The 14,037-nt window shown below is 40.9% G+C and carries 14 protein-coding genes; 3 read left to right on the forward strand and 11 right to left on the reverse strand.

Going from position 1 to position 14,037, the window contains the following annotated elements; all coding sequences use genetic code 11:
• Positions 1 to 129: 129 nt before the first annotated feature.
• Positions 130 to 288: a nitrous oxide-stimulated promoter family protein gene (locus IWB18_RS12760; RefSeq protein WP_195683299.1), complete on the reverse strand. Its 159-nt coding sequence runs from the start codon at positions 286 to 288 to the stop codon at positions 130 to 132.
• 190 nt (positions 289 to 478) lie between these two features.
• Between IWB18_RS12760 and IWB18_RS09045 the strand changes: the two genes are divergently transcribed.
• The 3 genes from IWB18_RS09045 to IWB18_RS09055 are packed head-to-tail and all read left to right on the forward strand — an operon-like array spanning position 479 to position 2,970.
• Positions 479 to 1,351 (forward strand): ABC transporter ATP-binding protein, encoded by an 873-nt coding sequence (locus IWB18_RS09045; protein ID WP_195683300.1) that lies wholly within the window; start codon positions 479 to 481, stop codon positions 1,349 to 1,351.
• An 8-nt stretch (positions 1,352 to 1,359) separates the two neighbouring features.
• Positions 1,360 to 2,166 (forward strand): ABC transporter permease subunit, encoded by an 807-nt coding sequence (locus IWB18_RS09050; protein ID WP_195683301.1) that lies wholly within the window; start codon positions 1,360 to 1,362, stop codon positions 2,164 to 2,166.
• Positions 2,167 to 2,175: 9 nt separating this feature from the next.
• A complete protein-coding gene (locus IWB18_RS09055) occupies positions 2,176 to 2,970 on the forward strand; it encodes an ABC transporter permease subunit (RefSeq protein WP_195683302.1) in 795 nt (264 codons plus the stop codon).
• Between the two features lie 191 nt (positions 2,971 to 3,161).
• Here IWB18_RS09055 and IWB18_RS09060 read toward each other — a convergent pair whose 3' ends face one another.
• The 10 genes from IWB18_RS09060 to IWB18_RS09105 form a co-directional block, all read right to left on the reverse strand.
• Entirely contained in the window at positions 3,162 to 3,929 is a 768-nt protein-coding gene (locus tag IWB18_RS09060; protein WP_195683303.1) for an IclR family transcriptional regulator, read from the reverse strand.
• 165 nt (positions 3,930 to 4,094) lie between these two features.
• Complete coding sequence (locus IWB18_RS09065; RefSeq protein ID WP_207740797.1) at positions 4,095 to 5,117, reverse strand: PfkB family carbohydrate kinase; 1,023 nt, start codon at positions 5,115 to 5,117, stop codon at positions 4,095 to 4,097.
• Positions 5,118 to 5,150: 33 nt separating this feature from the next.
• Positions 5,151 to 6,116, reverse strand: a complete 966-nt coding sequence (locus tag IWB18_RS09070; protein WP_195683304.1) for a bifunctional 4-hydroxy-2-oxoglutarate aldolase/2-dehydro-3-deoxy-phosphogluconate aldolase — start codon at positions 6,114 to 6,116, stop codon at positions 5,151 to 5,153.
• Positions 6,117 to 6,270: 154 nt separating this feature from the next.
• Positions 6,271 to 7,872, reverse strand: a complete 1,602-nt coding sequence (locus tag IWB18_RS09075) for a mannitol dehydrogenase family protein (RefSeq protein ID WP_195683305.1) — start codon at positions 7,870 to 7,872, stop codon at positions 6,271 to 6,273.
• Entirely contained in the window at positions 7,869 to 8,948 is a 1,080-nt protein-coding gene (gene uxuA, locus IWB18_RS09080) for a mannonate dehydratase (RefSeq protein WP_195683306.1), read from the reverse strand. The genes IWB18_RS09075 and uxuA overlap by 4 nt, the downstream gene beginning before the upstream one ends.
• Before the next feature lie 36 nt (positions 8,949 to 8,984).
• Complete coding sequence (locus tag IWB18_RS09085; protein WP_207740798.1) at positions 8,985 to 10,007, reverse strand: zinc-binding alcohol dehydrogenase family protein; 1,023 nt, start codon at positions 10,005 to 10,007, stop codon at positions 8,985 to 8,987.
• A gap of 23 nt (positions 10,008 to 10,030) precedes the next feature.
• Positions 10,031 to 11,305 (reverse strand): TRAP transporter large permease, encoded by a 1,275-nt coding sequence (locus IWB18_RS09090; RefSeq protein WP_195683307.1) that lies wholly within the window; start codon positions 11,303 to 11,305, stop codon positions 10,031 to 10,033.
• Complete coding sequence (locus IWB18_RS09095) at positions 11,302 to 11,787, reverse strand: TRAP transporter small permease (RefSeq protein ID WP_195683308.1); 486 nt, start codon at positions 11,785 to 11,787, stop codon at positions 11,302 to 11,304. The genes IWB18_RS09090 and IWB18_RS09095 overlap by 4 nt, the downstream gene beginning before the upstream one ends.
• Before the next feature lie 158 nt (positions 11,788 to 11,945).
• Positions 11,946 to 12,986, reverse strand: a complete 1,041-nt coding sequence (locus IWB18_RS09100; protein WP_195683309.1) for a TRAP transporter substrate-binding protein — start codon at positions 12,984 to 12,986, stop codon at positions 11,946 to 11,948.
• A gap of 260 nt (positions 12,987 to 13,246) precedes the next feature.
• Positions 13,247 to 13,960, reverse strand: coding sequence for a GntR family transcriptional regulator (locus tag IWB18_RS09105; protein ID WP_195683310.1), 714 nt, complete (start codon positions 13,958 to 13,960; stop codon positions 13,247 to 13,249).
• Positions 13,961 to 14,037: the final 77 nt, after the last annotated feature.

A 14,037-nucleotide genomic window follows, 5' to 3' on the forward strand; every position in this document is an offset into this window, starting at 1 on the left:
TAATATAATATCTGAAATACTGATGACTATTAAAAAGATATTCAAACACTAAGTCCGTATGCCATAATAATAGTTTTCTAAAACTATTATTATAGGAATTATGCAAATATTTTCTCATTTCTTTATCTTTCAATACATATGCATTATAGGCATACCTGAATGATACAATATAATTCTCATTCCGCTACGTCTCATTACTTCCTTGGTCTCATCCATAACCTCAGATCTATAACAGCGAGCCTTACATTTGTTTCGAACCGATTTGTCTTTCCCATATTTACGTAGCATCGTTATATAAAACTTTCATCCATGAACCACATCAGAATACTTAATGCCAAACACCTATGAAATCTTTTAATCCCCACAAATGCTCAAAATTAAATAATTTTGAAGTAAAGACAATATTTGGGTTATAATGTTTTTATAGATGTAATCGTGAATGGATATTTATCTTTATAAAAACGATTTGGAGGCTCTTATGAATATTATTGAAACCAAAAAGCTGACAAAGTTTTACGGAAAGGCACGAGGGATAGTCGATGTCGATTTGGAAGTACAGGAAGGTGAAATATTCGGTTTTATCGGACCTAACGGTGCGGGGAAATCAACAACCATCCGTACTTTGATGGGGCTAATTTTTGCAACAAGCGGCTCTGCAAAAATTTTCGGCAAAGATTGCGTCACTGATGGTCCTGAAATTCGTCAAGAAGTAGGATATTTGCCTTCAGAGGTATTTTACTACGATAAAATGAAAGTTCTGGATCTACTTAAATACACCGGGGGTTTTTATAAGAAAAACACCTCTAAACGAATGTATGAATTAGCCGAAATCATGGAATTGGATCTATCCCGCCGAATAGAGGATCTTTCCTACGGAAACAAGAAAAAAGTCGGGATCGTACAAGGCTTGTTGCACTCACCTAAGTTGATAGTGTTGGATGAACCCACAAGTGGTCTGGATCCTTTGATGCAAAACAAATTTTTCAATATAATAGAAGAAGAAAACCAAAAAGGCGCTACTGTATTTTTTTCATCACATATCTTAGCCGAAGTTCAGGAACTTTGCAATCGTGTCGCCATTATTAAGGACGGCCGTATCATAAAAACTGAAGACATAAAAACCCTTAGAGAAGACAACTACAAAAAAGTGACTTTACGCGGCAAATCCATATCGTTTGATAAATTCAAAATCGAAGGTGTAACACAAACCATACAAAAGCCTGACGAACTCAAATTTTTCTATAAGGGCGATATAAACACTGTCATAAAAATCATCAGCAGTGAAGCATTGAAAGATGTCCTGATTGAAGAACCAACTCTTGAAGAAATTTTCATGCATTACTACAAGTAGGTGAAAAAATGCTAAATATTTTAAAATATGAACTTAAGATGCATATAAAATCAATCATCATATGGGTCATATCCATTGTTGCCGTAATTTACATGATGATGGCGTTTTATCCAACTTTTGGCAAGGATGCTGCCCTGGTTGAAAAATTGATGGCCAATTATCCTGAAGAAATGTTGAAGGCATTTGGCATGAGTTCGGGTTTGGGCCTATCAACAGTGCTTGGTTATCTCGCCTTTTCATACGTATTTGTCCAACTTTGTCTGGCTATTCAGGCATCCAACTATGGATTTTCCATCCTATCAGTCGAGGAAAGAGAGTTTACCGCTGATTTTTTGATGTCAAAACCCGTCTCTCGGACGAATATATTACATGCCAAGTTCATAGCGGCTACAGTTGCAGTTGTTGTTACAAACATCGCCACCTGGCTCGGGACATTCTCGGCTATAGAAATATTCAAATCCGAAGCTGCTTATGATGCCGGCAAAGTAGTGCTTTTGTTGGCTCTGACCCTCTTGTTTCAACTTTTCTTTTTAACTTTTAGTATGGCAATTTCTGTTTTGGTGAAAAAAGTACGTAGCGTGCTGACGTTCTCTTTGAGTTTGGGGTTCGGTACCTACATCATCAATGCCGTCAGAGCCATTGTAGGTGGTGAGTTGCTTGGATATTTGTCACCTTTTTACCATTTTGATCCCAACTCGATCTTGGATTCGGGCTCGGCGGACACCAAAATGATGTTTATAAATATCGTGATCATCATCCTATCGGTCATTACTACCTATTCCTTGTACGTAAAACGTGATATCCATTCACTTTAGGAGGTTCCCATGCATATTGTCAAAAGAGAAATGCGCGCACATTTAAAATCGCTCCTTATATGGAGTGCTGTAATGCTTGGTTTGATCGCCATGATAATGGTGGAATTCAAGGCTTATTACAACAATCCGGAAATGTCTGATGTGTTGAACATGATGCCTGAAGCCATGTTGAAGGCCTTTTCAATGGAAAACGCCAACTTAACGACCTTGGGTGGATTTGTCTCACTGATTTCATTCTATCTGTTTGTAATGGGAGGGGTTTATGCTGTTTTGCTTGGCAGCAATATCATATCCAAAGAAGAAAGAGACAAAACAGCCGAATTTTTCATGACATTGCCTATCTCTAGAACACAAATTATCACATCAAAACTTGTCGCAGCGATTTTAAACAGCTTTTTGCTTGTGCTTGCTACAGGTTTGTCTATTGTGATAACGTCCTGGAAGTACAGCCCTGACAGGGACTTCTACCGATTCCTGGCACTCTATTTGATAGCAATGTTTATATTATGTCTGATATTCTTAAGTGTCGGGATGTTGTTGTCCAGCGTGTTGAAACGTTATAAAAGCTCGGGTAAAATTTCAGCGGCCATCTTGTTTGTTTTGTATATGATCAATATTGTTTCTGCATTAAGCAAGAACCTAGATTTTCTAAAATACATAACCCCATTTAAATATTTTGATACCAACGCCATGCTGATACAAGGTGAAATAGATATTGTCTACGTTCTCATTTCGTTTGCAATCATTGCGTTTTGTATTGCCGGAACCTATGTCGTATATCCTAAACGGGATTTGCATATTTGATCCAAAAAGAACAGCCCGCTCTAAAATAAATGAGTAAGCTGTTCTTTTTCAAACTCCATAACCTTATCCAAATGCTCTTCACTTATAGAACAATGAAGTGAGTTGAATGAGACTCTTCATGGACACCGACGTCCTTATTATGAGATGGGCGAAGAACCGTTGGGTTAAAACTCTAAAATCTTTTCCTCCACCTATTTTCGATATCCAAATTGTTCGGTAAGCTGTGTTTTCATTTGGATCACTTCTTTTGCTAATTTTTCTACGCGCTCATCGCTCATCCTGCTTATAGGTGCTGAGATGCTGAAAGCATTTTCCGCTTTTCCCTTGTAATTTTTAATTGCAGCGCCAATGCAGCGAACCCCTATTTCATTTTCTTCGTTGTCCAGTGCATATCCTTTGTCTCTAACTTCTTCAAGTTCCATGAGAAACCTATTGAAATCTACGATGGTTTTCGGAGTCAATTGTTCTATATTGCTGTCGTCCCAAATTTGTTTTACCTGATCATTCTCCATCTCTGCCAGCATTGCCTTGCCTACTGCTGTACAGTAAAGAGGTTTTTCCACACCGATCCTAGATACCATCCGTACAGAACTGCTTTGGGATTCTACCTTGTCTATGTAGACCATGTTGGTTCCCTCCCGCTGAACAAGATGAACAGTCTCTTCACTTATTTCTGCCAAGTGCTGTAAAAATGGTCTCGCAATAGATACTATATCCACTGTCTCTCGCAGAGCTTCTCCCAAGGCCAGCAGTTTAAAAGTGAGGCGATATTTGTCTGAATCTTCTTCTTTTCTCACATAATCCATGGAAATAAGAGATGCTAGCAATCTATGAACCGTACTTTTATTCAATTCCAAATTCTTAGATATCTCAGTCACTCCTTGGGGACCATCGTAAGCCAGCATTTCCAATACAGAAAAGATTCGTCCAGCTGACTGGACTGGATTTTTTTCATTCATTGATCTTCCTCCAGACATTTATTCAAAGAAATATTATTTATAAACCCCTCTCAAAAAGTATACATGTTTTGCTGCTGTTCCACAATACAAAACCCAGTATAGTATCCCTTTAGGTGGTAAACAAAAACCGTCTGATTTCTCAAACGGTTTTTCTCTGAAATTTTATTATCTTTGTACTCGACCTGATGCATCTCCACCAGCCAATTTTTTCACTTCATCTACTGTAACTTGGTTGAAATCACCTTCGATGCTGTGCTTCAAACAACTTGCTGCAGTAGCAAATTCAATTATGTCTTGAGGTGCAAAGTCCATCATAGTAGAGTATATCAAACCTGCTCCAAAGCTGTCGCCGCCGCCAACTCTGTCAACGATGTGCATTTTATAGCTCTTGCTGAAGTAGTATTCATTTCCGTCAAACATCATAGCTGCCCAGTTATTGTCACTGGCAGAAATAGATCCTCTCAAGGTTATCGCTACTTTTTCAAATCCAAATCTGTCTGCAAGTTGTTTTGCAACGTCCTTGTATCCTTCATGATCCACTTTTCCTGCGGTAATGTCAGTATTGGCTGCTTTTATGCCAAACACGTCGCTTGCGTCCTCTTCATTGGCGATGCAAACGTCCACGTATTTACAAAGTTCTCCCATTACCTGACCAGCTTTTTCTTTTGACCACAATTTGTTTCTGTAGTTCAAGTCACAGCTGATGGTAATGTTTCTTTCCTTTGCCGCTTTGCATGCTTCCATACAGATCTCTGCCACATCGTCTCCCAAAGCCGGTGTAATTCCAGTAAAGTGGAACCACTCAACTCCTTCAAATATCTCATCCCAGTTGAAGTCTTCTTTTGTTGCTGTTGCAATGGAAGATCCCGCACGGTCGTACACGACTTTAGATGGTCGTTGGCTGGCACCTTTCTCCAAGAAGTAGATACCTACACGATCTCCTCCTCTTGTGATGGATTTGGTATCAACCCCAAATCGTCTTAAGGAATTGACAGCTGCTTGCCCGATTTCGTGCTTAGGCAGCTTTGTTACGAAACTCGCATCGATGCCGTAGTTGGCCAATGAAACCGCCACGTTGGCTTCTCCACCACCATAGGTCGCTCCAAATGTTTCCGCTTGAATGAATCGAAAATATCCTTCCGGTGCTAATCTAAGCATGATCTCTCCAAAAGTTACTGCTTTTTTCATTATTAATTCCTCCTATATGTCTTTTCTTTTGATTTATTTTTTCTGCACAAGATGAAGGGCAAATCCTCCAAAAGTCTCTTTTAAATATACTGCCAAAAGGTTGTTTTTGCCATCGTATTTAGCTGTATTCATATCGAAATCAAATCCGTTGGTTTCAAGGTACGCAACAGCTCTATCGATGTAGTTTGTTTTTATTGCGATATGGCCTTTTTCTCCAAGATAAGGCTTTTTCATCACTTCGATGTAATCTGCTGCAAATACAGAACTATTTCCTACCTTCTTTTCAAATCCGAAAAGTAGCTCAAATTGGGATGCAATTTTTTCTGCTTCTGCTTCGTCGTTTCCGTTGATCCCGATGTGTCCCAATTCAAAACCAAGCATTTCATTCACTGCTTTTTTAGTGATCTTCTTTATCTCGTCGAATTTCCCGTCGTTTATCAAATCTGCACTGACCATCCAGCTTCCGCCGCAAGCTACGATCTTAGGAAAATCCAAATAGCTTTTTAGATTTTTTTCATTAACACCGCCTGTAGGCATGAATTTCATATTCACATAAGGAGCTGCCATGGCTTTTATCATTGCCAATCCACCGGATGCTTCTGCCGGGAAGAATTTTACAACATCTAATCCAAAGGAAATGGCTTGCTCCACATCACTTGGGTTAGAACAACCAGGTACGATCAAAATATTTTTGTCTACACAGTATTTCACGATCTCAGGATTCAGACCTGGACTAACTATAAAAGTTGCTCCTGCTTCCACCGCATCATCCACTTGCTGCTTGGTAAGCACTGTTCCAGCTCCAATGAGCATTTCAGGATATGCATCGGACATGGCTTTAATGGAATCTTTTGCTGCATCCGTTCTAAATGTTACCTCTGCACAAGGAAGTCCACCTTCCACCAATGCTTTTGCCAAAGGCAGTGCATCTTCGACCCTGTCCAATTTAACTACGGGAACGATCCCTATTTGCTGGATTTTTTTCAATACTTCGTTCATATCATATACCTCCATTTGTTATGGTTTCACATTGTGAAACTCCGTTCTATTTTTACGTTATTTTAATTATATAGCGTCATTAGGGTTCCGTCAACGAATATCACAAAGAGGACGGTGACTTTTTTTATAAAATGTCACCGTCCTCTTTTTTATTTTATGTAAGATAAGCTTTCAACGTCTCTCGGACAGCGCCTTCCTTTGAAATCATCTGAAGGAACATCTTCTCCACCTTGTTGCCAAGGCCAACTTCATACAAATCCACACCAAAAATCTCTTGATTTTTAAGGATCTCTGTCAAATCAGCAGAATCATCTCCAAGTTTAACCTTTTGCAGGATAGGCGCAAGCACCTCCAGCATTGGATCAGACGACAAAGGCATTTCATTCCCATTATCGTCTACGCCCACCAAATATCGAAGCCAGGCAGCCAAAGCAAGAGGAATCCCTACCAAAGAAGCCGGATCCAACTCCGGATCCTTCACATAGGATTTGATTGTTTCTCCAAAACGTATTGCTACCTTTTGGGATGTATCTGTGGCTATTCGCTGAGGTGTATCAGGAATGTATGGGTTGACGAATCTTTCACCTACTACTTCATCTATAAACACTTTCGGATCGATGATACCCGGGTTTATTACCACAGGCAGTCCTTCGTCATATCCGATTTTCATTACCAGTTTTTTCAGTTCTTCATCATTCATTTCATCGGCTATCAAGGTGTAACCTAAAAGACATCCCGTAACAGCCAAAGCCGTATGAAGTGGGTTTAGGCAAGTGGTCACTTTCATGGTTTCTACTTTGTTTACCGTCTCTCTGTCTCCGAAAAGTATCCCTGCTTTTTCCAAAGGAGGTCGTCCATTTGGGAAAAGGTCTTCAATTACCAAATACTCGCTGACTTCAGCATTAACAAAGGGCGCAGTATAGGAATTTTTCTCAGTGATGATAACACCCATGTCTTCCAGTCCAATTTCTTCCAGCACTTCCTGAACTTTCTCCGAAGGTCGGGGGGTGATCTTGTCGATCATGGAAAGCGGGAAAGACACTTTTGTCGGATCTTCCAGGTAATCAAGGAAATCTTGCTCGACAAACTCTTTTTCTGCCCATACTTTTGCGATCTCAGTTACTGCTGCTTTGATCTTGTCACCATTGTGGGAACAATTGTCCATACTGACAACTGCCAGTGGCAGCTTTCCAGCCTGATATCTCTGGTTGAGTAAAGACGTCAATACGCTCATTGCGTGCAAAGGCGCTTTTGGTCCACCTTCCATATCGGCTTTAACTGCACCAAAATAATTTCCCACATGGTCTTTAATGGCATAGCCCTTTTCCGTGATGGTAAAGCTGGCCATCTGCAGTGATGGATTGGTGAAGAAGGATGCAAGTTTGTCAAAATCTCCATTGTCTACTTGTGATGTCATGGCTTTAACTATGCTTCCTACTACAGTTTTTTCCAAAGATCCGTCAGCTTTCATGATAACGGACAAAGTCAAATTGTCATAAGCATCGAAGACTCTCTCAACGATCTCAAAATCGAAGGTCTCCACAGCAACTATCCCTGTATCTGCCAACCCTTGATCCAACAACACTTGATGAGCTCTGGCAGGAAAGATTCTAAAAATGTTTCCTGCACCAAAGTGGACCCAACCTGGATTCTCCATGGTTTTCGCTGCAACTTGCTCCAAGTCAGAAGCTGGCAAAGCTATGTTTTTATCTAACCAGGCTTGTTTTTCTTTCAACGCACTTAGTTTCAATTTCATTTTGCTGCCCTTTCCTTGTCCAAAGTATCCCAAATTCCCCACATGTACATGATACCCAAGGCTCGGTCATACAGACCGTATCCCGGACGACAGGTTTTTTCCTCACCCCAAAGGTGACGACCGTGATCGGGACGAACATATCCCTGGAAGTCCATTTCATGATAGGCTTTTACTACTTCCACAATGTCCACGTTTCCGTCTTGTGCCCGGTGAGATACTTCGATAAAATCACCGTTGTCGTAGATCCGCACGTTTCGTATGTGAGCAAAGTGGATCCTATCGGCGAACTCTCTAATGATGGATGGAATGTCATTAGCTTTGTTTGGTCCCAAAGAACCTGTGCAAAGTGTCAATCCATTGTATGGGCTATCCACTAGGTCAAGAAATTTTCGAATATGGTCACGGCTTCTAATGATCCTTGGCAGTCCAAATATAGGCCATGGTGGATCATCCGGATGGATGGCCATCTTTACGTCCACCTCTTCACAAACTGGAATGATTCGCTCAAGGAAATATTTTAAATTTTCGAAAAGTTTTTCTTCATCGATATCCTTGTATTTGTCAAAAAGTTCTTCAAGCTTGGATAGTCGCTCCGGTTCCCAACCAGGCATGGTTTTGCCGGCTGCTCCTTTTAAAATCCTATCGACGATATCCTTTGGGTCAAGACCCGTTACAAGTGCCTTCTCATAAAAGAGTGCGTTGCTTCCGTCTTCCAGTTCCTTATAAAGATCTGTTCTTGTCCAGTCAAATACAGGCATGAAATTGTAACAGATAACTTTTACTCCTTCTTTTGCCAGTTTTCGGATCGTGTCGATATAAATATCTATATATTTATCCCTGTTTTCATTTCCTAATTTAATGTCATCGTGGACATTTACGCTTTCAACTACTTCTCCATTGAATCCTTTTGATTTGATGTGATCCATAGTTTCCTTGATCCGCTCTTCTTCCCAAACTTCACCTGCTACTTTGTCGTGAAGAGACCAGACTATACCTGTCACGCCAGGTATCTGTCGAATGTGATCCAGAGTGATGTCGTCGTTGTTGATGCCATACCATCTCCATGTCATTTGCATGATGAATTCCTCCTTCTCTTTTTATAAAGTTTTAAATTAAAAAGTCAATATGACTTTGTTTTTCTTGATATTTTTGTCTTCTATAACTGCCATGGCTTTTTCCACTTCCGTGAAAAGAAAGCTATGGGTAACCAATACTTTCGGATTTAGAACTCCTTTGTTGAACAATTCGATGACTTCCGGAAATTTGGAGGTCTGCAGTCTAGATCCCACGATCGTCAATTCCTTTTTAGTTATCAGCAATTGAGGGATTTGAGACGGTTCTACATTGAAGCCAAGAACTACGACGCGACCAGCTGGAGAAGTCACCTCCACCGCCTGCTCGAAAGTTCTCAGGGTGCAAGCAGAATCGATAGTTACATTTGGCCCTGATCCACCGGTTAGTTCCAACGCTTTTTCTACAACATCCACTTCCATTGGGTTTATAACATAGTCTGCACCCATGGCTTTGGCTTCTTCCAATCGTTCATTGTCGATATCAGAAACGATACAAGTGGCACCCTTATACTTGGAATACTGAAGGATCCCCATGCCAATGGGACCTGCTCCCATTATCAATACAGTTTCTCCGGCTTTAACATCGCCTCTCCATGTGCTTTGTGCTGCAATAGTAAAGGGTTCAACCATGGTAGCCACTTCCCACTCCACGTCGTTTCCGATGGCGTGGACTTTGCTCTCAGGCAACACCACGTATTCCTGCATGCCACCATCCCGGTGCACGCCCAGTACTTCCAAATTCTCGCATACATTAGGGCGTCCGCTCTTACATGCATAACACTCTCCACAGTAGAAGATCGGTTCTCCAACTACTCTATCTCCAACAGAGACCTTTGTTACATCATTTCCTATCTCTACGATCTCACCTGCAAACTCATGTCCTATGATTCGGGGATAAGTAGCCATTGGATTGGTTCCGTGATAGATGTGAACGTCAGATCCACAGATACCCGCCACTTTCACACGGATCATTACTTCATCCTGATTTTTGATCTCCGGTTTATCTACTTCTACGATTTGAATTTTTTTCGGTTCAGTAACTTGCACTGCTTTTATTTTCATCGTTAATCTCCTTAGCTTATTAATTATTTGATCAAACCTGGCAAGAACATGCTGATGGCCGGCACGAAACTAACCAGCATCAAAACTGCCAAGCTGACCAGCAAGAACGGTATTACAGCTTTTGATAATTTGACCAAGCCCACGTCTGCGATCCCGCCAGCAACGAACAAACATACACCAACTGGTGGAGTGGTAAGTCCGATAACCAGGTTCAATACGGCCATTACGCCAAATTGGATCGGATCCATGCCTACGCTCACTGCTACAGGCAACAACACCGGGAACAAAATGATCAATGCTGCGATGGTTTCCATAAAGGTTCCAACAAACAACAACAACAGGTTTAGAAGTAAAATAACTATGATCGGATTTGTTGAGATTGATAAAATACCTTGTGCTATCATCTGAGGTATCTGTTCACTGGCTAGTATCCAGGCAAACAAGTTGGCAAAACCAACCAGTATCATGATGGCTGCCGACATTTTAATAGAGTCGATGATGGCTCCTGGTATCTGCTTTAATTTCAAATCCTTGTATACAAATAAACCTACAATTACCGCATATACAACGGCCATGATGGATGCTTCCGTAGGAGTAAACACGCCACTTAAAATACCCACCAAAATCAATGCGGTCAGACCGATTGCCCAGATGGCGTCTTTAAATGAACGAAGGATAAATCCAATGGATTTTCGCTCACCTTTTGGATGATTACGCTTGATGCTGATTATATAAGAGACGACCATCATGGAAACCCCTAATAGGATGCCTGGCAAGGCCCCTGCTAAAAACAATTTTCCGACAGAAATTCCAGTCAGGGTTCCAGCTATGATCATGGGCAAACTAGGGGGAATTATTGGGCCGACAGTTGAAGATGATGCGGTAACTGCTGCAGAAAAATCCGCTTCATATCCTTCTTCTTTCATGGCCGGGATCAGCATGGCGCCGATGCTGGCCGTATCAGCCAAGGCCGTACCGGAAATTCCTGCAAAAAGCATGGACGCTCCGATATTGGCTAGGGACAATCCGCCTCGTATGTGACCCAGTATTGAATTTGCAAAATCAATAATCCGCTTGGTGATCCCCCCCGTGTTCATCAGATTTCCCGCAAGAATAAATCCGGGGATACTGACCAATGTGAAGGAATCCAGTCCTGCGTACATTTTTTGTGCCATGATCGTCAATGGAATGTCTTCCAAAAGCAAATATATAAGCGAGGAAGTTCCTAAAGAAAAGGCTACAGGCAGCCCAAAGAATATCAGTATGATAAATGAAACAAACAAAATAATTGCGGTCATGCTGCGCCACCTCTTTTCTTAAAATCTCGCATGTAATGATATAGATTGACTATGCTGTACAATAAAATAAACAGACTGGCTACGGTTATAGTGGCGTGGGCAACTGACATGGGGAATCCCAATGTAGCTGACATCTGGCTTTGCCCAATTTTTACAAAGGCTATGGACTCTTTAAACACTATGGCAAAAAGTCCAATTGTTACGATGTGTATTATTATCTCAAAAATATTCCGTACTTTCCTGGACAACACGTTGAGAAGAATATCCACGTTAACGAATTCTTCATGCTTCATGGCCAAGGGTGCACCAAATGCCACTGCAACTTTAAACAGAAATCTGGATCCTTCTTCCGTCCATACCAAAGTAACACCAGGAATCAAAAATCGGGTGATGACTTGCAACATCACTGTAACAATCAACGACCCAAAAGATAAAAGTGTGCCTGCTCTTAAAATTTTTTCAAGAATGTCATTTTTTTTCATTTTTCTTGACAATGAAATCTTTACTTGTCGTAAAGATCTATTGCGCCCTCCTTTCGATGTTGATTTTATATAACATACCTTTGGCAAAAGTATGCTTGATTTGAAATAGGATAGGATACCTCAAGGTGAGGTATCCTATGAAAATCACTTATTTCGGTCTATTTTCCTGCTTCTACGATTCTATTGTAAATATCAAGTTGAGTTTCATTCAAGAACTCTTCTACGGCTGGTGCCATAGCCGCACGGAATGCTTCCTTGTCTACATCCGAGTTGATGGTCATGCCACGATCTTGAAGTTCTTGTTTGTATCTTGCGATTTCTTCTTCCAACAATCCGTCTCCGAAAGCTTGTGCTTCTGCTGCGGCTTCCATTACGGCTGTTTTATTTGATTCTGTCAATTCATTGAACTGCTCTTCTCCAACAAGTACGTATATCCAACCGTAAACGTGCTCTGTTTCGTTAACATACTTTTGTACTTCATTGAAGTTTGCAGAGTGGATCAAGTCGTAAGGATTTTCCTGTCCGCTGATGACGTTTTGCTGCAGTGCAGTAAACACTTCACTAAATGCCATAACTTGTGGGCTTGCTCCTGCTGCTTTCCAAGCTTCTACAAATAATGGTACATTTGGGACTCTCATTTTGAATCCTGCCAAGTCTGCCGGTGTGCTGATAGGCTCATTGGAAGTCAGGTTTCTCGGTGCACGTACATGATAGTACAATGGAACCAAACCAACTTTTTCAGTGATCTCTGCTTCTATTTCTCTACCGATTTCTCCCTCAACTATACTTCTCATGTGCGCCTCATCGTTGAACGCGTACGGTACGGCCATCATGGCTGCAGTAGGTGCCCAGTTTTGCATGGATTCACCTGATATAACCATATCGGCTGCTCGAGTTTGTATCATGTTGATAGTATCGATTTCATTACCTAAAGACTCATTTGGGTACACTTTAATGGTAATCTGACCATCAGTCTTTTCATCTACCAATTTAGCAAATTCAAGAGCTGTCAAATTCCAAATGTGTGTGTCATTGCCCAAGTGACCAAGTTTCCATTCGATGCTTTGTACTTCGTCTCCGCCACCTTCGTTATCTCCATTAGTGTCGTCGCCGGAAGTGTCCCCTCCGCCACAACCGATGAAAACAGTCAAGGACAACAAAAGAACCAATAACAGTGCCAAAAATCTTGTTTTTTTCATTTTTTTCTCCCCTTTTCAATTAGAATACTTTATTCTTTTTTGATGCTAGCAGTCGCCAAAACAAATTGTTTTGCAAACGCTTGCACATCATTAACGCCATACTACCATACTAGTATATCTGGTGTCAATAGGCTTTACGTAAACGTGTACATTTTTTACGACAGCCAATTCTTGTATACTCTTGCTCATATACAATTAATCATATAAAAATAAATACCGACTCCCAATGTTTTTGGCTAGACGGTATTTTCTCACGTTTTTCAATCATCTTTGGTTTTAAAATACTCCGGGTAACGCTTCTGCAATTCTATTTGGTCAGTCAATATCTTTTCAACATGCTTGCCTACCACTTGTTCCGCGCTTTTAAAATCTTTGGAAACTATTGACTCGTAAATTGCCACATGCTGATCAAATACAGTCTCAAGATTATGATAAAGTTCAAAACTAAGGAGCCTTACCCGTTTGTATTGGGTATTTACCTGTTCTATGACTTCCCAGCTCCTGGACTTGTTACATGCCTTAAAGATCAATTTGTGAAAAGCTTCGTCTTCATCCAAAAATGCTTCATACTGCTTGTTGTCGATATATTTTCGCTGCAGCTTCAAACTTTTTTCCAGGTCTTTGATGTAATTTTCATCCAGGCCTTGAACTGCGATTTCCATCACAGACTTCTCCAGGCTTCCCCGAATAAAGCGTGCCTCCTCGACTTGATCCAAGTCTATTTTGGAAATATAAGTCCCTCTTTGAGGCAGGATATACAACACCCCTTCTTGGGAAAGCTTGATGAAAGCTTCCCTCACCGGGGTACGGCTTAACTCCAGCATATCAGCGATTTCTTTTTCACTGATCCTGTCACCGGGTTTTATGTTTAAATTGATTATGTTTTTCTTTAACGTCTTATATACGTATTCGCCTACTGACTGGCTGTTTTCCTTCTTGGCTTTTTCCAGAACTACTATGGGAATCTCCTCCATTCGGTTCGGCTATTTGCCGATTCCAATTTACAGAAAAATACTACCATACTAGTTCTTACTAGTCAATCATCTTAATC

It is taken from the genome of Alkalibacter mobilis (genome assembly GCF_015594845.1).
Classification (GTDB): Bacteria; Bacillota; Clostridia; order Eubacteriales; family Alkalibacteraceae; genus Alkalibacter; species Alkalibacter mobilis.

Bases quoted from the DNA above. Each gene is read 5' to 3' on its own strand.
- IWB18_RS12760 (WP_195683299.1), bottom strand. From the start codon at position 288: ATGCTACGTAAATATGGGAAAGACAAATCGGTTCGAAACAAATGTAAG.
- IWB18_RS09045 (WP_195683300.1), top strand. From the start codon at position 479: ATGAATATTATTGAAACCAAAAAGCTGACAAAGTTTTACGGAAAGGCA.
- IWB18_RS09050 (WP_195683301.1), top strand. From the start codon at position 1,360: ATGCTAAATATTTTAAAATATGAACTTAAGATGCATATAAAATCAATC.
- IWB18_RS09055 (WP_195683302.1), top strand. From the start codon at position 2,176: ATGCATATTGTCAAAAGAGAAATGCGCGCACATTTAAAATCGCTCCTT.
- IWB18_RS09060 (WP_195683303.1), bottom strand. From the start codon at position 3,929: ATGAATGAAAAAAATCCAGTCCAGTCAGCTGGACGAATCTTTTCTGTA.
- IWB18_RS09065 (WP_207740797.1), bottom strand. From the start codon at position 5,117: ATGAAAAAAGCAGTAACTTTTGGAGAGATCATGCTTAGATTAGCACCG.
- IWB18_RS09070 (WP_195683304.1), bottom strand. From the start codon at position 6,116: ATGAACGAAGTATTGAAAAAAATCCAGCAAATAGGGATCGTTCCCGTA.
- IWB18_RS09075 (WP_195683305.1), bottom strand. From the start codon at position 7,872: ATGAAATTGAAACTAAGTGCGTTGAAAGAAAAACAAGCCTGGTTAGAT.
- uxuA (WP_195683306.1), bottom strand. From the start codon at position 8,948: ATGCAAATGACATGGAGATGGTATGGCATCAACAACGACGACATCACT.
- IWB18_RS09085 (WP_207740798.1), bottom strand. From the start codon at position 10,007: ATGAAAATAAAAGCAGTGCAAGTTACTGAACCGAAAAAAATTCAAATC.
- IWB18_RS09090 (WP_195683307.1), bottom strand. From the start codon at position 11,305: ATGACCGCAATTATTTTGTTTGTTTCATTTATCATACTGATATTCTTT.
- IWB18_RS09095 (WP_195683308.1), bottom strand. From the start codon at position 11,787: ATGAAAAAAAATGACATTCTTGAAAAAATTTTAAGAGCAGGCACACTT.
- IWB18_RS09100 (WP_195683309.1), bottom strand. From the start codon at position 12,986: ATGAAAAAAACAAGATTTTTGGCACTGTTATTGGTTCTTTTGTTGTCC.
- IWB18_RS09105 (WP_195683310.1), bottom strand. From the start codon at position 13,960: ATGGAGGAGATTCCCATAGTAGTTCTGGAAAAAGCCAAGAAGGAAAAC.